Genomic DNA, 26,240 nt, shown 5'->3' on the forward strand with positions numbered 1-26,240 from the left:
ATGAAAATTTTGATTTTAGTCTTTACGTTAGGCGTGCTGAGTGTCTTTACCGCTTACGGAGCGACACAAACGGGGAAAGTGGTCACGGTACCGCATCACAAATCGACGTTTGTTGCGTTGTCAGGTAAAGCAAAACGCGTCTCGCTTGGCGATCCTGAAGTGTTAGACATCGTGATGTTGAAATCCGATGAACTGTTCTTGATCGGTCGTAAGTTAGGCTCAACAAACCTAATGGCATGGGACAGCCGCGGGAACTTAATTGAATCGATCAACATTGAAGTCACACACGATCTCAATAGCCTCAAGCAAAAGCTTTATGAGTTTCTGCCAGAGGAACCGATTCAAGTCCACAGTGCGCAAAATCGCTTAATTTTAAGTGGTATGGTCAGCACTCAAGAAAAAATGAACATCGCTCTGCGTGTGGCAGAAACCTATGCGGCGGGGCAACAAGCGGATGAAGCCACGGCCTCGTTAAACAGTCAGGTAGAAAAAAGTGGCGTGATCAACTTAATGACGATCGGCGGTGCCCAGCAGGTGATGCTAGAAGTGACCGTGGCAGAAGTGCAGCGCAGCTTGGTCAGACGTTTTGACTCTAACTTCCACTTTTTCGAAAACAACGGCAGCTTCTCATGGGGGGCAACTTCCGCTGGCGGCATCATTGATGACATCGGTGGCGGTGTAGGCCCTATCTTCAACGTGCCGGGGATCGACAGCACCGGGTTATTGAGCACCTTCATTGATGGCGACACCCTGTTTACTTTTGCATTAGACATTGCCAAAGAAAATGGCGTGGCCAAAGTATTGGCTGAGCCGAATTTGACGGCGTTAAGTGGCGCGAAAGCGGAGTTTCTTGCTGGTGGTGAGTTCCCGATTCCAGTACCAGACAGCGATGGTGTCACCATTGAATACAAAGAGTATGGGGTGGGATTGAAGTTTGTTCCGACCATCTTGAGTGACAAACGCATCAATCTTAACTTGGCGGTGGACGTGAGTGAAATCGCGGCTTCCAATACGCTGACCTTAAGCCCGGGTGGCACCAATGCCAGCTATTTTATTCCCCCCATCACACGTCGCTCAGCGTCTTCAACCTTAGAGCTTGCGGATGGTCAAACCATCGGTATTGCGGGTCTCTTGAGTGAAAATGTACGCGATGTCAGTAGCAAAATGCCCGGCTTTGGCGATATTCCAGTCTTGGGACAACTCTTTAGTAGCCAAGATTATATTTCCGGTGAAACCGAACTGGTGATTTTGGTGACGCCAAGGCTCGCGAAGCCAATCGACCGTAGCAAAATTACGCTGCCGACCGATGCCTTTGTCGAACCGAGCGATCTGAAATATTACTTACTTGGTGTCGGTGCTTATATCGCAGAATCGCCCACCAACGCGAATGCGGCTGCGCAACCTGAGCCCGAGTTTCTACAAAATGGGCAGGGTGGCACTGAAGGTGAATTTGGTCACAGCCTGTAAGGAGAGAGAGATGAAAACCTATTTTGCACTACTTTTTATGGCTGTCTCTTTTTTAAGTGGCTGTGCAAATGATGCGCCTTTGGGCCAACATGTGGCTAAACTTAAAGCAGAGCAAACCTATAATCCAGACGCAACCCAGGAAAACCTGGACCTTATTCCTTACGGCAGTGGCGATAAAATGGACAGCGCTTATCAGCTTTACCTCGGTAAGAAAACTGAAAGCATGTCGAGTAGTAGTAGCCAAGTTATCAACGGTTTTAAATAACGGCCGTTAAGGATGCATTATGGACATGACCAGACACTGCAAGGGAAAACGTAAGCAACAAGGCTTAGTGCTGGTCTTGGTGACGGTAGCGATGTTGAGTTTTGTCATCATGGCGGCATTGGCGATTGACGTCACTCATCAAGTGGTGAATCGCACCAAATTGCAAAATGCCGTCGATGCGGCGGCCTTAGCTGCGGCCATGGTGGCAGACGCCACTCACGATACTCCCACCGCAACGGCGGCCGCCAAAACAACACTTAACTCCATGCATAGCGCCTCAGGAAACAGTGAGCTGGATATCGACTCGGCCACCTTCAGTATTGATTATTCCAACGACCCTTTGACGTTCCCCGATAGCAGTTTCAACAGTGATGAGGACATTTATGTCCGAATTTCGATTGATGATCTGAGCCTCAGCGAATTTTTTATGCAGGCGCTGGGGTTGAGTAAAACCGTCTCAGCTTCTGCAGTCGCAGGGCCAAGCTCAAGCATTAACACCATTAGTAACGTCGTGCCCATTGGCGTATGCAAAGGCGATGAGAGTGGTGGTATTTACGGTTATAACCCTGCTGAAGTTTATGTGCTTAAAGTGGGGGACTCGACCATGACCACCATGGGATCGGGTAATTACCACTTGCTCGACTTTGGCTCGGGGGCGGACACCGTGAGAGAGGCTTTAGGTGGTGGCTATGAGGGTACCGTACAAATCGGTGGCGATATTGGCACCCAGACTGGTGTGGCAGCAGGTCCGGTGGGGCAAGGCGCGAATACTCGCTTGGGGATCTACCAAGGTGGCGTTTCGAGTAGTGATTACCCCCCCGACTTTATTACCGAACAACCCGATACACCCGCGACGGTCGATACCGATGGCAATGTGGTTTATGACTATGCAACGGATTTGACCTATGCTGAATATAAGCTCAAAACCGAAGCGTGCATTGAAGACAGTAGCTCTGGAGATTGTGAGTCGGGTGGTCAGCCATGGCGACGTATCCTGCCCGTTCCAATGGTGGACTGTACGGGAAAAAGTGGCGGCTCGACGACCTATTCTGTTGTAGAGGTGGGCTGTTTTTTCTTGCTTCAGCAGGTCCCAACAAACAACTCGGGTTTAGGGCAATTGGTGTTTGGTGAGTTTGTTGACTCTTGTGTGGTGGAAAACGGCTCAATTGGCAACACACCGGGAAACCAAGGTGCTTATAAGATCGTCATCTATGAAGATCCAAACAATGGAGATTCGTGAGATGAAAAGAAAGATGAACAACCAAAAAGTGCGTGGGTTTGCCGCGGTCGAAATGGTCGCCACTCTGCCAGTGATTTTGTTGATTCTAGTGGGCGTGGTGGAAGTCGGGCATATGTTTACCCAGTACAACACCCTCGCCAAAGGAGTACAAAATGGTGCTCGTTTTGCTGTCAATGATGTCTATGGAACCATTACCTATGACCAGATTGCCAACGAAGCTGACATTAAAAACATGGTGCTACATGGCCAAGTCTCTGGCGGCAGCTACACCATTTTAGACAACTTAACCGCAGACGATATTACGGTGACCCATAATAGCGGCTATGTCACGGTGACGGCCTCTTACACTTACGTACCATCGTTTAGCAAAATTCCGTACACCAACACGGAATTAGGCATCACGTTCACAGCGTCTTCTGTGATGAGGAGCGGCTTGTGATGCGAGGTAAGGAATGGAAGAAAAAAAATAACCAAGGACTGGCAGTGATTGAACTGACCATTGTCTCAACTGTGTTGATGTTGGTACTGCTGTCAATCTTCTCCGTTGGTTACTACATGTTTTCGATGCAGATGATTAATGAGGCGACACGTAAAGCGGCACGCTTAGCAACGGTTTGCTATGTCACCTCAAGCGCGCACCAAAACATCAAAGACGCCGTCATTGATAGCAGTTTGCCCGGCAATTTCAGTGATCAGCATTTGCTGATTGAGTATCTCGACGCCAATGGCGATGTGGTCAGCGGGGACTTAACCGATAATGATGTTTTTATAACCATAAAATACGTTAGAGCTAGAGTGAGTAACTATCAATTTCAATTTGTTTCAGTTCTTAATTTTTTAGGAAACAACGGCTTAGTGACCATTCCGCAATTTGAAACCACGCTACCTGTCGAGAGTTTAGGGGTGGTGAGACCAACTAAAAACGATTCGGATGGTTCCACAACTGACTGCTAGGGGACGGTATATGGGAGAAGCTGTGAAGCTAAATAGGAACAATGATGAAAGTTTTGCTCGCTTAAAGACCAGTCTACATATCTGGGTGTTGTACAGTAGCGACCGATTTCAGCTTCATATGGGGGCGCAACTCAAGTTGTGCAAAAACCTCAGTTTTGATCTGATTTCAATGCACAACTTCAATGTCTCAGGGCTCACGCACGTGACGCCACCCGATCTTATTTTTGTTGAAACTGGGCCCAATTGGGCACAAAAAGTGCTCTCATTGCAAGAATATGAAGCTCCCAGTGACGATTTCGAAGCCTCGTTGATTGTGTTTGGTGACGAAAGTGACAATGGCGCATTGAAAATTGCTTTGCGTCTGGGCGCGGCTGACTTTGTTTCTGATAAAGCCTTAGTGGGGGACTTCTTCCACCTACTCAAAAATGTTTCCGATGAGAAGTTTTCCAGCCGAGAGCTTGGAGAATTGCACTTATTTATTAACACCAAAGGCGGCTGCGGTGCCTCGACACTGGCCTTGAATACCGCCTTAGAAATAGCCGGTTCGCATCCGGAGAAAGTGCTTCTGCTGGATGTGGACATTCCCTTTGGCGTCATCTCTGAATACCTCAACATTTCACCGCAATACAGCTTAACGGACGTCATCGAGCACTCTAAGGATCTTGACCACGATTCGCTCACCGCCATGGTGACCAAGATGGAGAGTGGTTTGCACGTGTTGGGTTTTTTCCACGAAAACACCGCAGAAGATTTTGATAAAGCGAAGGAAATTGGCCGGTTACTGCCTGTTCTTCGCGAAATTTATCCTTACGTCATTATCGATCTGTCCCGTGGGGTGGATCGGATTTTCTCGGCGGTGGTCGCGCCCGCGACCAAGGTTTTCTTGATTACGCAGCAAAACCTGGCCGCGATTAAGAACACCTCGCGCATCCTGCGCATGTTGACCTTTGAGTATGGTGTTACCCGAGAGCAGATCGAGTTGATTGTTAATCGATACGAGAAACGAGCATCAATCAAATTAAAAGACATTGAGCACACCATCACAGGCATTCCGGTTTTCATGATCCCGAATGATTACCGTGTTGCGATTGAAAGTGCCAATTTAGGGCGACCTTTTGTTGAGAACAAGAAAAACAGTGCGATTACCCGTTCCATTGTCGAGTTTTCTCATCACATCGCGAAACCTGAGGAAGAGAAAAAAAGTTGGCTCAAGAAAATATTTTCTTAGAGAGTGCGAAAATTTAGAAACGAAAGGACAAGGTTATGTTTTTTAAAAGAAAAAATATCAACCCAGAGTTTCAGGAAAAAGCAGCGGCACTAGAAGCGCAACCCAGTTCAACGATCAGTGATGAGGTTATATCTGACATTGAGTCCAATGTGCAGCCAATAGACTCAAACAGAGTCGAGCCGATGCAACAAGACAAAAAACTGCTGGAGCGTCAGGCGAAAGATAAAGCGGTTGAAGAGGCACGTAAACAACTCGAACAAGAGTTGGCGATTAAGCACTACTATCATCAGCGTTTGTTGGAAACATTGGATTTGGGCTTGTTGTCGAGTTTGGAAAAAGAGCGTGCGAAGAAAGATTTGCACGATGCCATCGTCCAGCTCATGGCGGAAGACCAAACCCACCCAATGAGCTCAGAAGGGCGTAAGCGGGTGATCAAGCAGATTGAAGATGAAGTGTTTGGTCTTGGGCCCCTAGAGCCATTACTGCATGACAAAACCGTGTCGGATATTTTGGTTAATGGTCCGAAAAACATCTTTGTCGAACGTCGCGGTAAGTTGGAAAAGACCCCCTATACCTTTTTGGATGATCGCCACTTACGCAACATCATCGACCGCATTGTTAGCCAGGTCGGGCGTCGTATTGATGAAGCCTCGCCCATGGTGGATGCGCGTTTGCTGGATGGTTCGCGAGTCAACGCAATCATTCCACCCTTGGCCCTCGACGGAGCCTCGGTGTCGATTCGTCGCTTTGCGGTCGACAAGCTCACCATGGACAACATGCTCGGCTACAACTCGTTATCGCCACAAATGGCTAAGTTTGTCGAAGCGGCGGTAAAAGGGGAGCTGAACATTCTGATTGCGGGTGGTACGGGCTCTGGGAAAACCACCACCCTCAATATCTTCTCCGGTTTTATCCCTTCCGATGATCGCATTATCACCATTGAAGACTCGGCAGAGCTGCAACTGCAACAACCGCACGTGGTGAGATTGGAAACGCGCCCACCCAACTTGGAAGGCAAAGGCGAAATTACTCAGCGTGATTTGGTGAAAAATGCGCTGCGGATGCGCCCTGATCGCATTGTGCTGGGGGAGGTGCGTGGTGCCGAAGCGGTGGATATGTTGGCGGCGATGAACACTGGTCACGATGGCTCTCTGGCAACCATCCACGCCAATACCCCGCGCGATGCGTTGAGCCGGGTGGAAAACATGTTTGCCATGGCGGGCTGGAATATCTCGACCAAAAACTTGCGTGCGCAGATCGCCTCCGCGATTCACTTAGTGGTGCAAATGGAGCGCCAAGAAGACGGCAAGCGTCGCATGGTGAGTATTCAAGAGATCAACGGCATGGAGGGGGAAATCATCACCATGTCGGAGATTTTCCACTTTAAACGTCAAGGGCTCGATGCCGATGGCAATATCCTTGGTTTTTACACCGCAACGGGAGTGGTGCCGGCTTGCCATGATCAATTAACGAAGCGTGGATTAGATTTGCCCTTCGAACTGTTTAACGAAAGCTTTTCATAGCGGGAGGCAAGCATGGATGACATTACCTATTTCTTCGTCCTGCTCTTTTTTGCTGTTGTCTTTATTTCGCAAGCCCTGATCCTGCCAGCGGCAGGCAGTAAGGCAAAACATAAAGAGCTCTCTCAGCGTTTGAAAGAGACGCAGATGAACTTGGATGAAGAGGCACGTTCTTTACTTCAAGAGCATTACTTAAAAAGCTTATCTCCTTTAGATCGCAGTTTGGTCAAAGTGGCGGCCTTTGCTTCGCTGAAAAAATCCATCGAACTCTCAGGGCTGGACTGGTCTTTGGCGCAGACATTGATGGTCTGTTCCATCATCAGTTTGACCACCATTGTCACTATGGTGATTCTGGCTCAACCTTGGTATCTCGCCGTTGCGGGCGGCTCTGCAATTTGGTTTGCCTTGCAATTCTTCCTGCAAAAACGCATTACCGATCGCCTCAATCGTTTTGAAGAACAATTGCCTGATGCGCTCGATATTATTCGCCGTATGTTGCAAGCCGGTCAGCCTGTGACTCAAGCGTTCAATGAAGTGGGCAACGAGATGGCACCGCCGATCGGCATTGAGTTCAAAAACACCTTCAATCTGCTTAATTACGGCTACGACATGCGTTTGGCCATTATGCAGATGGCGGAACGTACGCCGACGGTGTCGATGCTGGCGTTTTCCAGTGCGGTGTTATTGCAAAAAGAGACGGGTGGGAATCTCTCTGAAAACCTAGAAAAAGTGGGGAAAGTGCTGCGTCAACGCTTCAAATTGACGCGAAAAATCAAAACCATTTCCGCGGAAAGTCGTCTTTCTGCGTGGATTTTGGTGCTCTCTCCCTTTGTACTGTTTGTGGGGTTGATGTTCATTAACCCCGAATACGTGAAGCCCTTGTACCAAGATGAACGGGGGATGGAGCTGGTCACCATGGGGATCGTGAGCCTGTTCTTTGGCGCAATTTGGATTCGCAATATCATCAACTTCGAGGTGTGATATGGACGAGTTATTGGCTTCTTTTGGAGATATACAGTTTAACGAACAGTGGGTGTTGTTGGCACTGATCCTGATCTCCACCAGCTTGTTGGTGGTGACGGTTGCCGTGGTTTTTTCTGGCAACCGAGCGCCAGTGAAGAAAAAACTAGAACAGATCCACAAAGAAGTGTCAGGTAAGGCGCTGAAGAAAAAAAGCCGCAAAGTGGAAAATACTTTGGAGTCGTTAGCGCCGATTGTGGTCGGTAAGGACTCAAAAGAGAAAGAGAGCATCCGTAGCCAGTTGATGCACGCCGGTTTTCACAATCGTGATGCGTTGACGGTGTTCTACGCAATCAAAATCTTTTTTGCGGTGCTGGGTTTTGGCGGCGCGGCGGCGGTGTTCTTTTTATTGCCCGATATGGATAACAGCACGTTGGTGATGGTGGTTGCCGTTGCGGGGGGCTTATACATCCCCAACATCGGTTTGAATCATTTTGTGAAAAAGCGTCAACGTATGATCCGGGCAGGTGTGCCAGATGCGCTGGATTTATTGGTGGTGTGTACGGAATCAGGTTTGGGTTTTAACGCTGCGCTGAGAAAGGTGGCCGATGAGCTGGCCATTTCTCATCCGGAATTTGCCGATGAGTTAGATACGGTTTGCGCCAAAATCAAAGCTGGGGTTGAGATGTCGACGGCGTTTGAAGAGTTGGTAACGCGAACGGGTCTGTCGGAGATCAACGGCTTGGTTAATATGCTCTCTCATGCCTCCAAAATTGGTGGCAGTTTGTCGCAAACTTTACGCGATTACACTGAAGATTTCCGCGACAAGCGCAATCAGGAAGTGGAAGAAATAGCAGCAAAAATCCCGACAAAAATGATTTTTCCACTACTGTTATTTATATGGCCTTGTTTCTTTATTGTCGCCGTTGGGCCTGCGTTGCTATCGCTATCGGATGCGCTGGGGTAAGGGGGAAGGAATGAAAATGACAAAAACGCTATTGGGTTTGCTGGTGGCCATAACACTTTATGGTTGTGCGAGCCAGGAGCCGCAAGGTCCACAGTATGAGCTCAGTTTGTACGATGGTCGGCCGATTGATACGTTGACCTCTGACGTGATGCCTGTGTCTGAAAAAGAGGCGATCACACGCGGTGACGTGGCTCTGCGCAACAATAATAACGACTTAGCGCTGTATGAATACATTCGAGCGCTTTCATTTCCCGATGCACAATATCAAGACAAAACCTTGTACAACATCGGCCGTATTCATGAATCGCGCGGCAATATCGCTTTGGCGGAAAAAGCCTACACCATGGCGGTGGAATACAACCCAGACAATGTAAAAGCGCTGGAGCAATTGGGGGCAATTTACAGCAAACAGGGACGAGTGGATGAAGGAAAAAGCTATTTCTTACGTGCCTTGAATGCGGACCAAGTGCGCTTGAAAAACAGCAAAACCTTGGCGGGTGGTTTGATCATGGTGCAAGACATCAACCAATTAAAAGTGGACAAAGCCTCGCCCGCCATGGCTTACATGGGACTTGGCGTGCTATCCGACGTTGATTCACAACATAAGCTCGCGGAAGCCTATTACCTCAAAGCGCTAGAGATCAAACCTAATTCGATGAAAGGGATGATGAATCTCGGCTATTCCTATTACATGAGTGGCCAGTATGACAAAGCCGAGCGCTACACCTTAGCGGCGCTGGAAAAAGATCCCAATAACCAAAAAGGGCAAAACAACTTAGCTTTGATCTATCTTGGCAAGAATGAAGTGAAGAAAGCGATCAACATTTTCATGCGCAGCATGGGGGCTCCAGAAGCGCTGAACAATGTTGGCTACTTCTTGATTCTGCAAGGCAAACCGGACAAAGCGATTCCCTACTTGCAGCAAGCGATTGATAAAAAACCGTCCTATTACAAGCTGGCGAATGAGAACTTAGAGCGTGCTTTGGCCATGGTTCGTGAAGAGCAAGAAAAAGCGCAAGGTGAGGTCTCGACAACCATGGTGAAGCCTTAGCAAGATGATGTGAGGTTTCACTTCATGCCATAGTGGTTGTCGTCAAGCAACAAAGCGAGCTCAGGCTCGCTTTGTGTTATCTAGAATGCTTGTACCGAGAAACAGCAGTATTTAGAAACAGTAGCATTTAGAAACAGTAGTCTCTAAAAACGTGGCATTCGAAGGAGCCGCATGCCGCAATCACAGCATGCCCAGCGTGGCTCCTGAGAGCATGAAAAATAGCACTAGAGCCAAGATAGGCACTTTGATCTGCTTTTGCAGATAGAAGCCAATGAGAATCAAACCTACATCCAGCCCACTGCTCACGGCGCTGCTAAAGACAGGCTGATACAACGCGGCGACCAGCAAGCCAACCACCGCAGCATTGACGCCTTGCAACGCTCCTGAAACGCGAGGATTAGCGGCTAACTGCTGCCAGTTTTTCAGCACGCCGAGCATCAACAAGAATCCAGGCAAAAACACCGCCAAAGTCGCGACAATCGCGCCAAGAATGGGCGAACTTGGATGCAGTACATAACCAATATAAGTGGCGAAGGTAAACATCGGCCCCGGAACCGCTTGCGCGGCAGCGTAACCAGTTAGAAACGCATCTTGGCTGATTTGCTCTCCCACGATGTTTTGCAGCAAAGGCAGCACCACATGCCCGCCGCCAAATACCAAGCTGCCTGCTTGATAGAATTCGTTGAACAGTCGTACCAACGGCTGAGTAGTGGCGAGTAGCGGTAACAGCAGCAACAGAGCAGCAAAGATCACCAGTGGGGTCAGTGATGGTGTAAAGCTGTGCTCAGTGGCTTTGTTTTCACCTTTGAGTGCAATCACCCCAATCAGCGCCGCGAGGATCAGCACGGCCATTTGCGTGGCGATGCCTGAAAACACCAACAAGGCGACAGCGGTGGCCACGCAGATGCCAACGGTCAGCGGCGAGCGACAAAAGTTTTTATACATCCCCCAAGCCGCATCGGCCACCACCACCACGGCGAGCAGTTTTAAGCCGTGTACGACATTTTGAAACAGTGCGGTGTCGGTCACTTGGCTACTCACCAGCGCTAGTAGTAACATGATCACCACTGAAGGCAGGGTAAAGCCTAAGAATGCCGCGCAAGCGCCGGGCAGACCACCTTTTTTGTAGCCTAAACCAAAGCCGACTTGGCTTGAGCCTGGGCCCGGCAGAAACTGGCTCAGTGCAACCAACTGAGCGTATTCTTCGTCGCTAATCCATTTCAATTTTTCAACAAAGGTGTGGCGGAAATAGCCAATGTGCGCAGCAGGACCGCCAAAGCTGATCCAGCCGAGCCAGAAAAAAGTCTTAAAAATTTGCAGCATGTTGTACATCTCAACAAAAAGGTGAGCTCACTCTACGAAAGAACCTATAATGATTCAAATTGATAGTTTTCATGATTTGTATGAATTGTATGGGATGAAGTGTGGACGAGATTAATTGGAAGAATATCGACCTCAATTTGCTGGTGGTGTTCTCTTATCTATACCGTTATCGCAGTGTCAGCGTGGCGGCGGAAAAAAGCTTTGTCAGCCAATCGGCGATGAGCCACAGTCTCAATCGTCTGCGCGGTTTGTTTGATGATGTGCTGTTTGTCCGTAAGGGCCACAAGATGGAGCCCAGTGAGCGAGCGCATCAGGTTGCGCCGCAAATTCATCAACTGCTCAGCGTGATTTCGGGCGAGTTGTTGGCAAAGCCGCCTTTTTCACCCCAGGCGTTTGACGGTGTGTGCCGCATTGGGATGACGGACTACGCCGAGTTTATTTTCGCCCCCAAGCTGTATGATGCGATTCGCCAGCAAGCCCCCAAAGCGCAGGTCAGCTTTATCAACGTCAATCGTAATAACTACGTCAGTTTGATTGAACAGGAAAAGCTCGATGTGGTGATCGGCTCGATTCCTGTACTGGAAGAGCCATTTGAGGCGCAGCGCTTATACACCGAAAAGCACGTATGTTTGTGCGACCCCCAGCAAGTGGATGTGACGCGGATGAACATCGAACAGTTTGCCGCTATTGAGCAGGCGTTAGTGAGCCCAGATGGTCAGCTCTCCACGCAAGTGGATAAGCTGCTCGCCAGCCAAGGTTTAAGCCGCCGAGTGACGGTGGCCTCGCGCAACTTTCTTACCATCCGCAGCCTGTTATCTCATCGCGCTTTAATTGCTATCGTGCCGGAGAGAATGGCGCTGGCACAAGGCTTTGATGATCGTCTAACCTCGTTTGAACCGCCAATTGAGGTGGCGGATTTTGATATCTCGTTGGTGTGGCATAGCGCCACTGGCAACAGCGAAAAGGGCATGTGGTTACGTGAGGTGATTTGCCAGCAAATCCATTAAGGCTGCCAAGATTTCGCTAAGCAGTTATACCCCAACCAGAATTGCGTTTTGATGATCACCTCGCTGCGGTAAACCGGATAATTGTCCAATCGCTCCAAGGCGCGATAACCGACCGACACACTGCAACCGATAGCGATAATCAGTATCACGCCGTGCGCCCACCATCGGCGTGGTTTGTTGGCTGGCAATGGTAATGAAGCAGACGCAAGCGAGCAACGTGACCAAAACAGTGCGCAAGCGACAACCGCCATCAGTTGACTTAAAGGTGAATCGAGCACCCCAGACACCAAGCTGTACGCGATGCCGCTGAGCAGGCTGACGCCAAGCAACTTAGTACGTAACGAACGCTGCCTGATGGTGAGGTGCAACAGTGAGGCGATCAACGCTAGGTAGCACAGAGCGGACACCACGCCCCAATGCACCAACACGTTGAGAAGAGAGTTGTGTGGCCGACCGTGGTTGACCTCTTCACAGACAAACGCATCCCCGCCCAATCCGGTAAAGGTGAAGATTTGCCAAGAGTGTCGCCACAGCGCTAAGCGTCCAGGGCTGTCTGTTCGAATGTTGAGCCACTCAATCGGCCCACCAAAAATCATGCTGGGAAGTGGGGAAAGCAGCGCGAGTTTCACCAATGCGCCAACCACAGCGCTTTGCCACAACAGTTTCCACCAAATAGAGCGCAGATCTCTGGCGCAAAGCATCAGCAGCGTGAATCCACCCAGTATGGCCACCAGTGGTCCTCGCGCATCGGTTGAAAAACAAATGGCGAAATCGATCGCGAGGATCGCTCTTGGCACCACGCCACGTTTGCCGCGTTTCATCGCTATCGCGGCAAGATAAACGACAGGGAAGATGAGCCAAATATGGATCTGGTTGAGAAAACGCGGGTTAGCAAAGCCAAACAGAGTGAAGTTGTTGACGTTCAACTGGTGCACAATGCGGATCCAAAACGCCAGCGCAATGCTCAAAAACAGAAACGCACTGAGCCAAAGAGTGTATTCAAACCATCGGGCTTGCTGCTTTTTCACCACATCACGCAGTACAAACAGCATCAAAACCAATCCTGCCAAATAAAACCATTGCAAAACAGCGGCCAGTGGATAGCGAGCAAGCCATGTGGCCAGTAAGCTCGAAGCAATAAAAAGACTCAGTAAACCTCGGTGGAGGAGCGTGAGTGAGCACCAATGATCGATGATGCGCTGTCGCTGTTGAGTGGAGAACAGCACGATAAGCGTGGTGATCTGCAACAGAAACAGCACAAACAGGCGTTTGCTGTCGTAAAGCGGAAGCAGATCGTTGCGATCGAGAAACGGATTAAAACTAAACACCACCAATCCTAACAGGAGCAGTGTCAATAAGGCGCGCGTGTAAAATGGCGAAGGTGGCGTCACTCCATAGAGCCCTTTAAAACGATCAGCGATATTTAGAGTCTAGTCTTAGTGACTGGTTTTGCTTGGTTTTTTATAAAAAATGCCCTTGGCTTGGCAGCCAAGGGCATTGTCGCTGGTTGGTTTTAGCTGGCAGTAATACTTATTCAGCAGTAAAGAAATCGTTGTACAGCATGTACAAGTGCGCCGCACTCCAAGAGAAGTTTGGCGCGCCTTGCTGTTCACCCGTGAGCGGGTTGTAGTTCTCACGAATTGGGCCGTCTTGCACTAAGCCGTCAGCATGGTTGAAGAAGGCGCTGGCCATCGCCACCGCATCCTGGCGATAGCCGTATCGCTCCATGCCTTTTAAGCCAAAGTAGAATTGATCGACCCAAACGCGTCCACGCCAGTAAATATCGGGGCCAAATGCCGGGCTAGACAGCGCCGCCGTACCTAATGGCACATAGCTGTTGAACTCTTGCGGATCTTTCATCACTTTCACAACCGCATCGGCGTGAGCTTGGGTTGCAGCGCCATTAAAGAGCGGTGACCAACCTTCCGGCCCTTTGCCACGCTCGACAATGGGTTGGCCTGCACAGCCGTTAGCCAGTGGTTGGTCTTCAATGCGAATGTCGTAAAAGAATCCCGTGCTCTCATCAAACATACAAGTGTTGATGTAGTCAGCAAGCTTGTCTGCTTTGGCGCGAAACGTTTTTGCTTGCTCTGGCTTGCCAAGAAGATCGGCCATTTCCGCCAGATATTGGTTGTCACTGTACATGTAGCTGGCTTGGTCTACCGATTCTTGCAGTAGCGAGTAACCCAGTAAGGTGCCATCTTCCGCGCGGTTTTGCGCGAACTTCACCACCCAATCTGAGCGCTGGCCGCCATTGGCAAGGTAGGTTTCGAGCTGATCTTGGTCGATGAAGCCAAATACCGCCGCATCGTCTCGACCCGACTCCCAAGAGGCCGCCGTTTGTGCTGGGCTTTCAATGCGATCGTAATCGCCTTGCTTGAGCACTTTCTCATACGCCGCTTGGCCAGTGATGGTGGTGGTGCGATCGCCTTTGATGACCTCAAAGTACATCTCTCCAGCGGCGTTATTGTGGGCTTTGTCGCGCGCCGCGCCATACTCAGGTACGCCATTGCCATTGTGGTCTCGATTACGTAGCCACCAATCGTGGTAAGCGACCAGTTTCGGGTACATCTCCTCAAGCCACGCTTTGTCTTGGGTCGTCTTGTACACTTCCATTACCGCCCATGCTGCAAGGCTGGGTTTGGTGTTGCGCTCATTCCAGTTACCGCCATCGCCGCCGCGTTCTGGGCTGAGGTTATACGCCAGCAAATCGGGCACATAGCCAACATCCCAAGGACGAACCGCATCATCGGCTTGTATCTGATAAGCGAACATCGCGCGGATGTTGTTCTTCGCCACATCTGGGTTGAAATGCGCCATGGCGTAGGCTTGTTTCCAGCTATCCCACGGCCAAGTTTGGTTGCCAGAGAACCAACGTGCGGTCACCGATGGCGTCACCGAGTCAAACTTCATCGCCCCAGCAACACCACGCCAGTTGCCGTTCAATGTTTCCATTGCTTTCACCGCCACGCGTTCTTGCTCTGATGTGGCGTGCGGATTGGTTAAACCTTGGGTGAGATACCCTTCCCAACGCTGCTCAGACGCCGAAAGGTACGCTTGTGGATTGGCCAAGATGTCTTGAATCTTCGCTTGTTCCGCTTGATTTTCTTTGGCCGTCAGCACATGAGAGTAGGTGGTGTAAATCTTGGTAGAAGCGTTGATTTTCGCTGTCGAGGTAAATTGGTGACCATTTACTTGAGTGTTCATCTTCACGGACTTGTGGATTTGGTACTCAGACTCACCAGAGGTCAGCAGATCCCAGGTTGAGCGCACTTTGCCAAATGTCACGGTCAATCCGTCATCGGTGGCAACGAGGGTGCGGTGGTAATCTGGGTATTGCTCGTCGATGGTTTTATCGGATTGCGATTTGCCCTCTTTGGCGTGGTATTGCTCCAACAACTGACCATCCCAAACCAGTTCGAGCGGCGAATCCGTGATGATGTGGGTTTCTAGCAATGAGGTGCGATTTGAGACAAAACGCAGCGTCATTTCGACGGTCACCTCATCGGCCGTCAGTTTTTGCACTAACGCGCCCGGAAGGCTGTAGGCTTCCATCGTAAATTCAACTCGCTTGCCTTCTTTAAACACACTCAGGCGGTCAAAGTTATTGGCCATAAAGTTGATGTATTCTTCCGTCAAAAGTGCTGTACCGGGGAAGCCGCCCATGCCTTCTGCATTGTCTGGCAATAGGTGGCCGTGCCATGCGCCCATATCGAAAAATGGATTAAAGCGTTGGTGATCATCAAAGTCGTAATCGCGCATGTATTCAGGAGAACCACTGCGGTCGATCACATTTTTAAACTGCGAAGCACGCAGTGGTGCGCCGGTGATGGTGGTTGAGCAGCCGGCAGTTAGCATCGCCAGAGTCATAGCAGCAATAAGGGGTTTCATCTTCATAGAAAAGTCTCTGATAGGAGAAAAGGGTTAAGCGCCAAAGGGGATTGGCGCTTTTGTTATTTGCGTTATTGAGTTTGCGAGACGGTGTGCTCGGTCTCTTGTTGACGGGTGTTCATCATCTGCTTCTTCTCAAAGCGAGAGATCCACCACCAAGCGAGGCCAGAGAACACCGCGGTCATAAATACGTTGATAAAGAAGGCTCTGACTAAGTCAACCCCGGTTGGGAAGGCCGATGCCGTCATGCTGACAACAAAGATGGCAATCAGCACGGATACGATGCTCATCCCCACTTTGCGCGAACCCATGCGGAAATCTCGTGGGGTATCGTCGAACTTCAAGCGGAAGACAAAGTACGCCACCATGATGAAGATCGGCGGAAGCATTGCCGTTCCTGCGGTGAGGTTGATCGCTTGATTCATCATGTCTTGCACCGACTCCGAACCAAAGCCATTCACCACCAGCATCACGAACACAAAGGCAAACTGCCACCACGCCGCACGGACAGGAACGCCGTGTTCGTTCAGCTCGGTGGTTTTTTCACCGTACACGCCTTTTGGAATTTCGGAGAAGTGAATTTTCACCGGAGCCGCGGTCCACATCATCATTGAGCCAAACATCGCGATGAACAAAATGATGCCAACGAAACGGCCAACCAAAGTTGGCGAGATGCCAAAGTAATTCGCCATGCCAGTGAAAATTTCCACCATGCCGCCAGCGTAAGTGAGGTCTTCACGCGCAACAAACACGTTGACCAAGAGCGAGCCGATGGCGTACATCGCACCGATTACTACACCGGCGATGATGATCACTTTGATAAAGGATTTATGGCCGCCTTTGACGTCGTTAAGGTAAGCGGCTGCGGTTTCCGCACCACCTGCGGCTTGGAAAATCCAACACATGATGCCAAGGGTTGCCCAGTTGATGGTTGGGGTCATCGCTTGTAACGTGATGGGCTCGGCGGGTGTGTGGTCACCACCAAGGGCCATCAGCGCGCCCAATACATAAATGGCAAACAAAGCAAACACGCCATAAGCAACCATTTCAGAGATCTTGCCCAACCAACTCGCGCCTTTGGTAGAGATGTGAGTGGCGAAGGCAAACAATACAATCGAGATGAGTGACGTCACCATGGGTGAGAAGCTGTATTCGTAACCCAACATGGCGTAAGACGCATAGGCAATGACGTTAGGCAGTAAGGAAACAAACCAGAACAGGTTCACAAACCAGTAGAGAAACGAGCCCAAATAAGCGGCTTTGCTGCCTAAAGGCTTTTTCAACCAGTCATACATGCCGGATTCTGAGTTCTTATTGGCGGAAACAAATTCGGCAATAATGAACACGAATGGAATGAAATAGACCACGGTTGCTAAGAGAAAAATGGGGGCGGAGCTGAGCCCCAGTTCGATGTTGTTGTTGACGATATTGCGCACGTTGAAAACCGCGGCAAAGGTCATCGACAGCAAGGCAAATTTGCCTATGGTGCCACGCAGTGATTCAGACATAGTTCCTCCCGTATCCGTCTGCAGTAAAACAAAAAAATGGATCAGTGAATGAAAATAATCTGCCAGCCATTAGAGTTGTTATGGGGGCGGGCAGGGTGAAGGGCAGAGCGGTTTTCTCTGCCCAAGTTTTCGGTCATCAACCTAGACTGGTTGAGCGTCATTTATGGAAGGACGGCGCTTGGGCTGGCCTCTTTCGCGCGTTCTTCACTGTTGAGTGACTTTTCGTACTGGCTGTATTTCCACCAAGCAAAGCCAAGGAAAATCACAATGCCGCCAACGTTGTAGAAAATGATGGTCATGATGTCGGCCCCGGTTGGGAAGGTGGATGCCAAGAATCCAACCGTGAAGATGCCAATCAGAATCGAGACTGCAACGATCCCCGTCATGCGAGAACCCATTTTGAAATCGCGCTCGAGATGGTCGAGCTTGAGACGCAGATTCAGATACGCCAGCATGATGAACAGCGGTGGCAGCATCGACGCAGCGGCGGTCATGTTGATCACGGTGTTCATCAGATCTTGCGCGGTGTCTGAGCCCAATGTTGGGATCACCATGAGCGGTAGAACGATGGCGTATTGAATCCAAGCGGCACGCGCTGGCACGCCGTTTTCATTCAGTTCCACCGTTTTCTTACCAAAGATGCCTTCTGGAATCTCAGAGAAGAAGATCTTCACTGGGGTTGCGGTCCACATCAGTAGCGAGCCAAACATCGCGGTGAACGAAACCAAACCAACAAAGCGATTCATCATAATTTCAGGTAAGCCAAAGTAGCTCGCTAACCCTTCAAACACTTGCACGGAGCCGCCAGTGAATTTCAGCTCGCTGCTGGAAACAAACACGTTAATCAACACGGAAGCAACCGAGTAAAGCACACCGATGAAGATGCCAGCCACGATGATCACTTTGACGAACGATTTTGAGCCGCCTTTCACATCGTTGACGTAGACCGCGACCGATTCCGCGCCGCCGGCAGCCATGAAGATCCACGTGGTAATGCCGAGGAAGGCCCAGCTAAATTCTGGCACCATCGCTTCCACTGTGATTGGGTCTGCCGGTTGCACGCCACCTAGCAGAGCAGCGCCGGAGAGCAAGATGTAAGAGAGCGTTAGGAGCAGCATCAGTGAAGAGGTTACTGAAGTGATGGGACCCAACATTTTCGCACCATTGGTGGAGACGTAAGTGGCAAAAGCGAACAACAGCATGCTCAATGCGGTGGTGGCAAACGGGGTAAGAATGTACTCGTAGCCTAAAAACGCGTAAGACGCATAGGCGATGACGCGCGGCAGCAACGAGGTAAAGAAAAACAGGTTAACAAACCAGTAGGTGTAAGCGGAGATGAAAGCCCAACGGCCGCCCAGTGAACTTTTCACCCAAGCGTAAACTCCCGCTTCGGAGTTTTTATTGAGCGAAACGAATTCCGCGATGATCAAACAGAAAGGGATGAAGTAAAAAATGGTCGCTAAGAAGAACATCGGTGCTGACGCCAGCCCGATCTCGATGTTGTTGTTAATGACGTTATTGAAGCTAAACACAGCGGCAAATGTCAGGGACAAGAGGCCGAATTTACCTATGGTGTTCCGTTTAGTATCAGACATGTTTTTTCTCCGAAGAGGCACGTTATTTTGTAGGGTGGAGCGACAGTTCATGCTGTCGCTCTCGTCTTTATTTATCTTTATTGCTCTATTTTCTGCCGTGGCAGTGTTTATTTATTGAGGAAATAGCCATCCTCGATCGTCACTTTCAGCACCACTTTTTTCACCGCTTGGTTGCCGCAAAAACGGTAGGCTTTGTCGTTTTCAAAAATGGCCACTTGACCTTGTTGTAGCTGGCGCGTTTCTCCTTGGCCTTGCAGTTGTTCGCGATCGGTTTCATCACGATAAGGGGTAACGGTATCGAGTTCGGATTTGGCGGCAAACTCTACGGTTTCGCCGCCTTCGAGGTAGTAATGCACATCAAAGTAACGACGGTTTCCGGTAAAGGTTTCACAGCTTTGAGAGCTGCCTTCCACCAGCATATAAACCAAGGAATCACCAATCGAATGCATCACCCCCGGTTTGATATGGTTGAGGTTATTAATCGCCTCCACACAGCGGTTCCATTTACGACCGTTGCGATATACCTGTTTGAATTGCTCTAAGCTGTCTAACACGATCATGGGTTACGCCTCGTTAACGATTTTGGTATCGGTTGAAGTGAAAAATGCGTTGTCGAAATCATGGTTTGCCATGACTTGCGCGCTGCAATCGCCTGCTTGCAATGGCATCAGAGTGAGGCCGTAGCGGAATGCATCCATATACACGCGGTAAGAGTCGAGCACTTCACTGCCCCAAGAGTTTGAACCCAAGCCCATTACTTGATGGTCAAGGTTAAGCGTGATGTAGCCACTCTTTTCTAGCTCAATCGTATGTTGTGCTTGATGCAGGTTTTGGTTGGTGTAGAACCACGCACTGAAGTTAAGCTCTTGCTGAGGCTTGACCAACAAACCACTGCCATGACGGTTGGTGAGTGAGGCCCAGCGCACCTGTTGGCGGTTGCCGTTGTTTTGTGGGAACGGGTAGTTCTCGAACATGTCCTCGACGGTGCTGTGGTAAACATCAATGAGGTTGGCTTGGCGGCTGTCTTGATAGTTCTCTTCTGGGCCGCGACCGTAGTAACTCACTTGATCAAAGCTACCGTTAATGCCTAAATCCAAACCAATCACCGGAATCACGTGAGGGTAGTCGCCGTAGCGCTCGCCACTCAGTTCTACGTTCAAATGGCCTTGCGCGTTGATTTGGTAGCGATAGGTACAACGCATGCCAAAATCAAACACGGGTGGTGCCACAATGCTGGTGGTGGTGATCAGGATGGCATCTTCGCTCGCGTCCACGCTCAGCGTACGGAAGTGCTCTTGCATGATTTGCAGATGCGCAGGGTGCCACAACCCTTCGTACTCTTGTTTGTGGTTATCAATCATTGGTTTGAAGAAGTTCAATCTTGGCTCTGATTGAATCAACTCTTCACCATTCACACGCCATGAGGTCAGTTTGCCGTTTACTTTCGAGAAAGTGAGCGTGAAGTTATGACCTGTGATCACGTGCTCTAGGCGGCTTTCTTCAAGCACCAATGGTTGAACATTGTGGTTGACTAACGCAGGCAACGTGGCGGTGTTTTCTTTCAGTTGGAACTGGTACACAGCAATGTCGTGGTTGGCCTCGCTATACAAGGTGCGGCTGTCTTTACGTACGGTGAAGTTAATGAAGGCTTCGCGCTCATCCAATTCTGGCAAGTCAATGCTCACTTCACGAGCGCTGTTTGCGGCCAGTGCTTCGACTTTAAACGGCACGCTACGCAAGGTGTCGCCTTCGGCGCGAACTTCAGCAGTGATGGTGTAGTCATCGAGGTTGGTGAACCACAGTTTGTTTTCAACGATGAAGCGGTCATAGCACCCCTCAACGGCGCGGATTTTCACCGGCGCAATCACTTGCTTATATTCTTTCAGGCCAGGGCCCGGGGTTTGATCTGGGTAAATCAGACCATCCATACAGAAGTTGTAGTTGTTTGGGTAATCGCCGTAATCACCGCCGTATTTGTAGAACTCTTGACCGTGTTCATCACGCGCTAGAATGCCGTGATCACACCATTCCCACACGTAGTGGCCTTGAATGTGGGCATGCGCGTAAAACACATTTTGGTATTCGGTGAGACCACCTGGCCCGTTACCCATCGCGTGGGCGTATTCGCAGATGATGCGTGGCTTCTCGTGTGGATGCTCACCAAAGTAGTTCATCAGTTGCGCGCGCGAGTACATAGTGGAAATCACATCCACCACTTCGGCATCGCGGTCTTCTTCGTAGTGCACCAAACGGGTGTCATCAAGGGCTTTGGTTGCGGCGTACATGGCGCGGATATTACAGCCATAACCCGATTCGTTACCGAGTGACCACATGATGATCGATGGGTGGTTTTTCTGTGCATGCACATGGCGCACTGCGCGATCGACAAACACCGCTTCCCATGCTGGATCGTTGGTGATGCGATTGAGGTCGCCAACGTTGGCAAAGCCGTGGGTTTCCACATCGGTTTCTGCCATCACAAACAGGCCGTAAATATCACACAGCTCGTAGAAGCGTGGGTCGTTCGGGTAGTGCGCGGTGCGAACTGAGTTGATGTTGTGTTGCTTCATCAACATCAGATCTTTTTCCACGCGGTCCATGCCTACTGCACGACCTTTTAGGTGGTCGTTGTCATGACGGTTGACACCGTGCAGCATCACGTATTGATTGTTGATGTAGAACAGGCCGTCACGCACTTTGATGTCACGGAAACCCACGCGTTGTGGGATCACTTCCACGACCTTGCCTTGGTGATCTTTTAAGGTGATGAACAAGTGGTAAAGGTAAGGGTTTTCAGCCGTCCAATGCGTTGGGTTCACCATATCAATGGCGAAGCTGGCTGAATGGCGGTTTTGTATCGTCAGTGAATCGCATTGACCGCTGGCTACGACAGTGCCTTTGTCATGCAGCGCGTATTCCAGCGTGTAGCCAGACGCGATAGCGGTAGAAAGATTTTCCAATTCGACCTGAGCGCTGAGCGTCGCACTTTGGTAATCGTCGGCGAAATCAGTACGAACAGTCAGATCTTGGACGTGAACCGGCTCTTTGCCTATAAGGTAAACATCACGGAAGATCCCCGCCGTCCACCACATGTCTTGGTCTTCAATGTAAGTCGAATCGGCCCATTGCATCACGCGCACAGAGAGTAAGTTTTCACCTAGTTGTGCGTAGGAAGAAATGTCGAACTCTGCAGTAAGACGGCTGCCTTTACTAAAACCGACATAGTGGCCGTTGACGTACACCTCGAAGTAGGTTTCCACGCCATCGAACTTGATGATGGTTTGTTTGTCGTCCCATTGAGGACCCAAAGTGAAAGTGCGCTGATAAGCACCCGTTGGGTTGTCGGTGGGTACAAAAGGCACATCAATTGGGAATGGGAAACCTTCGTCGGTGTATTGAAGATCGCCGTGGCCTTCCATTTGCCACATGTTGGGTACGGTAATGTGCCCCCAATCGCTCATGGTTTGTGAGTAAAACTCATCAGGCACCAGCATTGGGTTGCTGAAGTAATGAAATTGCCACTGACCACTTAACAGCATAAAGCGGCTGCTCAACTCACGCTGAAAGGTTTGAGCTTGTTGAACGGTATCATAGGAGAAGAAGTACGCACGCGGCGCCATTCTGTTCTCATGTAAATGGAGGAAGTTTTCCCAGTTGTTCACGTTTTTTCTCCCCTCGGCGACTTCGATCAAAGGATCCGCCGACGTTCTGTTAAATAGAGATTTGGATATCTGGGAAATATATTAGTAAAACTTTTACTAAATAGAATTGGTGAAAACGTTTTACTTTAACCTGATCACGAATTCTAAGTGGGGAAGAGTGAAAGGTGTGATCCGAGTTAAAGAATAATGTTTAACCAGATTGAGCGGCTTTCGCGTGGCTGATGGGGGTGTTAGGTGAAGAGGAAAAACAGCAGTGAATGAGAAAGTATTTGAACTTTAGCTATTGAAAAATAGAGATAAAAAGAAAGCACGCTCAGCGTGCTTTGGATAAAAATGGTGTCACTGCTTTATGCCGCAGCGAAACGAGCGTCCAGCATTGGCGTGAGCACAGAAAGCCATTGCGCGTAAGCGTGCGAGTTGAGGTGTAGGTCATCGCAACTGCAATCAAGAGGCAGTGTCTGCTCTGGGCAGAGCGTGGCGTTGAGATCGATAAAACGCAGTGATTGCGCCTGACATATTTGCCCTAATTGACGATTTAACTCGCTGACCAGTGGGTTCAATGATGACATTCGCTCACCCACATACAGCGTGGACTGCACCCATACTTCAATGCCCTGTTCTTGCCAAATGACCAGCATTCGACGGTAATTTTCCGCGACTTGCTGCACCGAGTAGCCCTGCGCTAAATCGTTAATCCCTGCCATGATGCACACCAGTTTCGGCTGACACACCAACGTGGTGTCAATGCGTTCAAGCATGCCTGCGGTGGTGTCCCCCGCGAGTCCGCGATTCGCGACTTGAAAACCCGAAAAAGCATCGTGCCAAGGACCCCACTCGGTGATGGAATCGCCGTACATCACCAGCTCAACCGGTTTACTAAACGCTTTGTGGTTATCTTTGGTCAAAATAAAACGACTCATGCGGTGGGCCCTTTGGTTAAAGTCGAGCGTTTCAACTAAGTGGTCAAACTGCTCTGGTGTCACGGTGTGGCCCTTTTGCTCATCGGTGAGACTTCGTTCTATGGTCAGACTGAGCGCTTTGGTCAGAGATTCAATTTCCGTGACGTAGGGAGATAAGCGTGTAGTCAGCCCATGTTGTTTGCGTAACTGGTAAAGCTCCGCCAGCAGAGCATAAAAGCGCTTATCTGGGTTGGAGTAATAGAGTTTATGCAGATCAAGGCAGGCGTTTTCTTCCAGCTCTTTAAGCAGTTGCTCGTGGTTCATGCTTGGCTCCTCTCCTGCGTCGTTCCTCTTAGCTTGAGCTTGCTTGGCACATACACTTTAAGCGGCAGTGCTCGGCCATCACGCGCTTTTTCCACCAATAAGTTAACGCCTTGAATGCCCATCATTTCTGAGTGAATTCTCACCGTCGAGAGAGGAGGGAAAGTGAATCTGGCATTGGGAATGTCGTTGACACTGATCAGTGAAACGTCGCGAGGAATGTTGAGCCCATGTTCGAGCAAAGCGCGCAGCACGCCAATCGCGATGGAGTCGGAAGCGATAAACAGCGCCTTCGGATAATCACTGCGTTCTAACATGCTTTTTGCCAACTTGTAGCCAGATGAACTGGAGAAATCGCCACGATAAATGTCCGCTTCATTGACCACGCCTTTCAACTGACCATATTCAGCAAAGGCCATTTCGCGAATGTCGGCTTGGCCCGGTTCATCTTGACCACCAATAAAACCGATGCGGTCAAAGCCTTGGCTGATAAAGAAATCCGTTACTTCTTTACTGATTTTTACCAGATCAATATCCACGCTGTCGAAGTCGCCATGGTCATCGCTAAAATCGAGATAGCAGATGTTGTCGGTCATCTTGCTGGCGCGCAACATCGCGGCAGGCGTGGTTTTGCCAACCATAAGGACACCGGTGATCTTTTTCACGTCGGGGTCGATTTTGCTGTCGTAGCAGTTGGTTAAATCGATGCCGAGTTTTTCACACTGGGTTTCAATGCCATGGCGAATAGAGAGATAGTAAGGATCGTTAATCTCAGCTTCTGGCTTGTAGTTGTACAATGCCAGGAAATGATGGGCCGGCACGGCGGCAACGCTGTTCTTTTTCGCGCTGCTGGTTCGGTATTCCAATTTCTCCGCAATTTCTAAGATGCGGCGTTTGGTCTCTTCTTTGACACTCAGAGTCGGGTCTTCATTGAGCACTCGCGACACCGTGGCCAGGGAAACGCCCGCTTCCGTGGCAATATCTTTTAACGTAGCCATTCTTCTTCCTGTTGGCACAGCGCACTGTGCGGAGTGAATTCATCTGTTCTCTATTGTAATCAAGAGGCTGCGTGATGCATCCGTTTTTTTAGTAAAAATCGAGCCGTGAGTGTTTTTATGATACTGGCACGCGAGGTGTGTGGTGGAATGTCTTTCACTAAATCTCAGTGTAAAAAGGATTGTTTATGAAAATTAGTGAAAACGTTTACACTTTGCGAATTGGATCACGGAACCCGATCCAACATGCTTGGTAAGCTTTTAAATAAGCAAGGCCATTGAGCAAATTTGAGATCAGGAGAGGCAAGGGTGAACGTTTTAGTGACAGGTGGCATGGGTTACATCGGTAGCCATACATGTGTGCAGATGATGGCAGCCGGTATGGAACCGATCATCGTCGACAACTTATGCAATGCGAAAGTGGACGTGTTAAGCCGTATTGAAGCGCTCACGGGTAAGCAACCGACCTTCTACCAAGGTGACATTCGTGACGAAGCCTTTTTAGACTCCGTGTTCGCCCAGCATGATATTCAAGCGGTGATTCACTTTGCTGGCCTCAAAGCGGTTGGCGAATCGGTGGCAAAACCACTTGAGTACTACGACAACAACGTCAATGGTTCGTTGGTATTGGCGCGCTGCATGCGCAAAGCCGGGGTGAAAAGCATTGTCTTCAGTTCATCGGCAACGGTTTACGGTGACCCAGAAATCGTTCCGATTACGGAAGATTCACCAACAGGCGCCACCACCAACCCATACGGACGCAGTAAATACATGGTGGAGCAGTGTCTAAGCGATTTGTTCCACGCAGAAAATGACTGGAGCATCACCTTATTGCGTTACTTCAACCCGGTTGGTGCGCACCCATCAGGCAGCATGGGGGAAGACCCACAAGGCATTCCCAATAACCTGATGCCGTTTATCGCCCAAGTGGCCGTTGGTCGCCGTGAAAAACTCTCGGTATTTGGCAACGACTATCCAACCCCTGACGGCACCGGCGTGCGCGATTACATCCATGTGATGGATCTGGCCGATGGCCACATCGCCGCATTGAAATCGGTGGGGAAAACCTCGGGTTTGCACATTTACAACTTAGGCACAGGCAAAGGCTCGAGCGTGCTTGAGATGGTGGAGGCGTTCGCGGCCGCATGCGGTAAACCGGTACCGTACGAGTTATGTCCACGTCGCCCAGGGGACATTGCCGAATGCTGGGCAAGCACAGAAAAAGCCGAGCGTGAACTTGGCTGGAAGGCAACACGCTCGGTGGCGGAAATGACCGCCGATACGTGGAACTGGCAGTCAAACAACCCTAATGGCTATTCCCCTGCGTAATGACAGCCACCGCGTTGTCATCTGCGCTTCTCACAGTGTTGGGAAGCTGAGTTTGAAG

21 protein-coding genes are annotated in these 26,240 nt (G+C 49.9%); 12 read left to right on the forward strand and 9 right to left on the reverse strand.

What is annotated here, in order from left to right:
• From VV1_RS08275 to VV1_RS08320, 10 genes are read left to right on the forward strand one after another with little or no spacing between them, the layout of a single operon-like run.
• Entirely contained in the window at positions 1-1,467 is a 1,467-nt protein-coding gene (locus VV1_RS08275) for a type II and III secretion system protein family protein (protein WP_011079661.1), read from the forward strand.
• 10 nt (positions 1,468-1,477) lie between these two features.
• Complete coding sequence (locus tag VV1_RS08280) at positions 1,478-1,732, forward strand: hypothetical protein (protein WP_011151044.1); 255 nt, start codon at positions 1,478-1,480, stop codon at positions 1,730-1,732.
• Positions 1,733-1,751: 19 nt separating this feature from the next.
• Positions 1,752-2,972 (forward strand): pilus assembly protein TadG-related protein, encoded by a 1,221-nt coding sequence (locus VV1_RS08285; protein ID WP_011079663.1) that lies wholly within the window; start codon positions 1,752-1,754, stop codon positions 2,970-2,972.
• A complete protein-coding gene (locus tag VV1_RS08290; protein WP_011079664.1) occupies positions 2,959-3,411 on the forward strand; it encodes a TadE/TadG family type IV pilus assembly protein in 453 nt (150 codons plus the stop codon). Before VV1_RS08285 ends, VV1_RS08290 begins: the two co-directional genes overlap by 14 nt.
• A complete protein-coding gene (locus VV1_RS08295) occupies positions 3,411-3,926 on the forward strand; it encodes a TadE family protein (RefSeq protein WP_011079665.1) in 516 nt (171 codons plus the stop codon). Before VV1_RS08290 ends, VV1_RS08295 begins: the two co-directional genes overlap by 1 nt.
• A complete protein-coding gene (locus VV1_RS08300) occupies positions 3,904-5,154 on the forward strand; it encodes a CpaE/TadZ family protein (protein ID WP_011079666.1) in 1,251 nt (416 codons plus the stop codon). Before VV1_RS08295 ends, VV1_RS08300 begins: the two co-directional genes overlap by 23 nt.
• A 35-nt stretch (positions 5,155-5,189) precedes the next feature.
• Positions 5,190-6,677 (forward strand): TadA family conjugal transfer-associated ATPase, encoded by a 1,488-nt coding sequence (locus tag VV1_RS08305; protein ID WP_011079667.1) that lies wholly within the window; start codon positions 5,190-5,192, stop codon positions 6,675-6,677.
• Between the two features lie 12 nt (positions 6,678-6,689).
• Complete coding sequence (locus VV1_RS08310) at positions 6,690-7,655, forward strand: type II secretion system F family protein (RefSeq protein ID WP_011079668.1); 966 nt, start codon at positions 6,690-6,692, stop codon at positions 7,653-7,655.
• Between the two features lies 1 nt (position 7,656).
• Positions 7,657-8,601 carry a type II secretion system F family protein gene (locus VV1_RS08315; RefSeq protein ID WP_011079669.1) on the forward strand — a complete coding sequence of 315 codons (945 nt, stop codon included), beginning with the start codon at positions 7,657-7,659 and terminating at the stop codon, positions 8,599-8,601.
• A gap of 10 nt (positions 8,602-8,611) precedes the next feature.
• Positions 8,612-9,652, forward strand: a complete 1,041-nt coding sequence (locus VV1_RS08320) for a tetratricopeptide repeat protein (protein ID WP_011079670.1) — start codon at positions 8,612-8,614, stop codon at positions 9,650-9,652.
• A gap of 180 nt (positions 9,653-9,832) precedes the next feature.
• Here VV1_RS08320 and chrA read toward each other — a convergent pair whose 3' ends face one another.
• A complete protein-coding gene (chrA, locus tag VV1_RS08325) occupies positions 9,833-10,975 on the reverse strand; it encodes a chromate efflux transporter (protein WP_130194648.1) in 1,143 nt (380 codons plus the stop codon).
• Between the two features lie 101 nt (positions 10,976-11,076).
• Here chrA and VV1_RS08330 point away from each other — a divergent pair, with 101 nt between their 5' ends.
• Entirely contained in the window at positions 11,077-11,982 is a 906-nt protein-coding gene (locus tag VV1_RS08330; RefSeq protein WP_011079672.1) for a LysR family transcriptional regulator, read from the forward strand.
• Here VV1_RS08330 and VV1_RS08335 read toward each other — a convergent pair.
• From VV1_RS08335 to ebgR, 8 genes are all read right to left on the reverse strand, one after another.
• A complete protein-coding gene (locus tag VV1_RS08335) occupies positions 11,979-13,310 on the reverse strand; it encodes an O-antigen ligase family protein (protein ID WP_225470447.1) in 1,332 nt (443 codons plus the stop codon). The genes VV1_RS08330 and VV1_RS08335 overlap by 4 nt on opposite strands.
• Positions 13,311-13,512: 202 nt before the next feature.
• Positions 13,513-15,879: an alpha-glucosidase gene (ygjK, locus tag VV1_RS08340; RefSeq protein ID WP_011079674.1), complete on the reverse strand. Its 2,367-nt coding sequence runs from the start codon at positions 15,877-15,879 to the stop codon at positions 13,513-13,515.
• Positions 15,880-15,944: 65 nt separating this feature from the next.
• A complete protein-coding gene (locus VV1_RS08345; protein ID WP_011079675.1) occupies positions 15,945-17,381 on the reverse strand; it encodes an amino acid permease in 1,437 nt (478 codons plus the stop codon).
• Positions 17,382-17,542: 161 nt separating this feature from the next.
• Positions 17,543-18,976 carry an amino acid permease gene (locus tag VV1_RS08350; protein ID WP_011079676.1) on the reverse strand — a complete coding sequence of 478 codons (1,434 nt, stop codon included), beginning with the start codon at positions 18,974-18,976 and terminating at the stop codon, positions 17,543-17,545.
• Positions 18,977-19,083: 107 nt separating this feature from the next.
• Positions 19,084-19,536: a beta-galactosidase subunit beta gene (locus VV1_RS08355; RefSeq protein WP_011079677.1), complete on the reverse strand. Its 453-nt coding sequence runs from the start codon at positions 19,534-19,536 to the stop codon at positions 19,084-19,086.
• A 3-nt stretch (positions 19,537-19,539) separates the two neighbouring features.
• A complete protein-coding gene (gene ebgA / locus VV1_RS08360) occupies positions 19,540-22,638 on the reverse strand; it encodes a beta-galactosidase subunit alpha (RefSeq protein WP_011079678.1) in 3,099 nt (1,032 codons plus the stop codon).
• A gap of 347 nt (positions 22,639-22,985) precedes the next feature.
• On the reverse strand, positions 22,986-23,861 hold the full coding sequence (locus tag VV1_RS08365; protein WP_011079679.1) for an SGNH/GDSL hydrolase family protein: 876 nt from the start codon (positions 23,859-23,861) through the stop codon (positions 22,986-22,988).
• On the reverse strand, positions 23,858-24,856 hold the full coding sequence (gene ebgR, locus VV1_RS08370; RefSeq protein WP_011079680.1) for a transcriptional regulator EbgR: 999 nt from the start codon (positions 24,854-24,856) through the stop codon (positions 23,858-23,860). The genes VV1_RS08365 and ebgR overlap by 4 nt, the downstream gene beginning before the upstream one ends.
• 306 nt (positions 24,857-25,162) lie before the next feature.
• Here ebgR and galE point away from each other — a divergent pair, with 306 nt between their 5' ends.
• Positions 25,163-26,182 (forward strand): UDP-glucose 4-epimerase GalE, encoded by a 1,020-nt coding sequence (galE, locus tag VV1_RS08375; protein ID WP_011079681.1) that lies wholly within the window; start codon positions 25,163-25,165, stop codon positions 26,180-26,182.
• The last annotated feature ends 58 nt before the right edge of the window (positions 26,183-26,240 follow it).

This window comes from Vibrio vulnificus CMCP6, assembly GCF_000039765.1.
GTDB lineage: Bacteria > Pseudomonadota > Gammaproteobacteria > Enterobacterales > Vibrionaceae > Vibrio > Vibrio vulnificus_B.

What these genes read in the sequence shown, in the direction of transcription:
- VV1_RS08350 (WP_011079676.1), bottom strand. Translation starts at nt 18,976, where the DNA reads ATGTCTGATACTAAACGGAACACCATAGGTAAATTCGGCCTCTTGTCC.
- VV1_RS08345 (WP_011079675.1), bottom strand. Translation starts at nt 17,381, where the DNA reads ATGTCTGAATCACTGCGTGGCACCATAGGCAAATTTGCCTTGCTGTCG.
- VV1_RS08365 (WP_011079679.1), bottom strand. Translation starts at nt 23,861, where the DNA reads ATGAACCACGAGCAACTGCTTAAAGAGCTGGAAGAAAACGCCTGCCTT.
- VV1_RS08290 (WP_011079664.1), top strand. Translation starts at nt 2,959, where the DNA reads ATGGAGATTCGTGAGATGAAAAGAAAGATGAACAACCAAAAAGTGCGT.
- VV1_RS08285 (WP_011079663.1), top strand. Translation starts at nt 1,752, where the DNA reads ATGGACATGACCAGACACTGCAAGGGAAAACGTAAGCAACAAGGCTTA.
- chrA (WP_130194648.1), bottom strand. Translation starts at nt 10,975, where the DNA reads ATGCTGCAAATTTTTAAGACTTTTTTCTGGCTCGGCTGGATCAGCTTT.
- VV1_RS08310 (WP_011079668.1), top strand. Translation starts at nt 6,690, where the DNA reads ATGGATGACATTACCTATTTCTTCGTCCTGCTCTTTTTTGCTGTTGTC.
- VV1_RS08355 (WP_011079677.1), bottom strand. Translation starts at nt 19,536, where the DNA reads ATGATCGTGTTAGACAGCTTAGAGCAATTCAAACAGGTATATCGCAAC.
- VV1_RS08295 (WP_011079665.1), top strand. Translation starts at nt 3,411, where the DNA reads ATGCGAGGTAAGGAATGGAAGAAAAAAAATAACCAAGGACTGGCAGTG.
- VV1_RS08280 (WP_011151044.1), top strand. Translation starts at nt 1,478, where the DNA reads ATGAAAACCTATTTTGCACTACTTTTTATGGCTGTCTCTTTTTTAAGT.
- ygjK (WP_011079674.1), bottom strand. Translation starts at nt 15,879, where the DNA reads ATGAAGATGAAACCCCTTATTGCTGCTATGACTCTGGCGATGCTAACT.
- VV1_RS08320 (WP_011079670.1), top strand. Translation starts at nt 8,612, where the DNA reads ATGAAAATGACAAAAACGCTATTGGGTTTGCTGGTGGCCATAACACTT.
- ebgR (WP_011079680.1), bottom strand. Translation starts at nt 24,856, where the DNA reads ATGGCTACGTTAAAAGATATTGCCACGGAAGCGGGCGTTTCCCTGGCC.
- VV1_RS08300 (WP_011079666.1), top strand. Translation starts at nt 3,904, where the DNA reads ATGGTTCCACAACTGACTGCTAGGGGACGGTATATGGGAGAAGCTGTG.
- VV1_RS08305 (WP_011079667.1), top strand. Translation starts at nt 5,190, where the DNA reads ATGTTTTTTAAAAGAAAAAATATCAACCCAGAGTTTCAGGAAAAAGCA.
- VV1_RS08275 (WP_011079661.1), top strand. Translation starts at nt 1, where the DNA reads ATGAAAATTTTGATTTTAGTCTTTACGTTAGGCGTGCTGAGTGTCTTT.
- VV1_RS08315 (WP_011079669.1), top strand. Translation starts at nt 7,657, where the DNA reads ATGGACGAGTTATTGGCTTCTTTTGGAGATATACAGTTTAACGAACAG.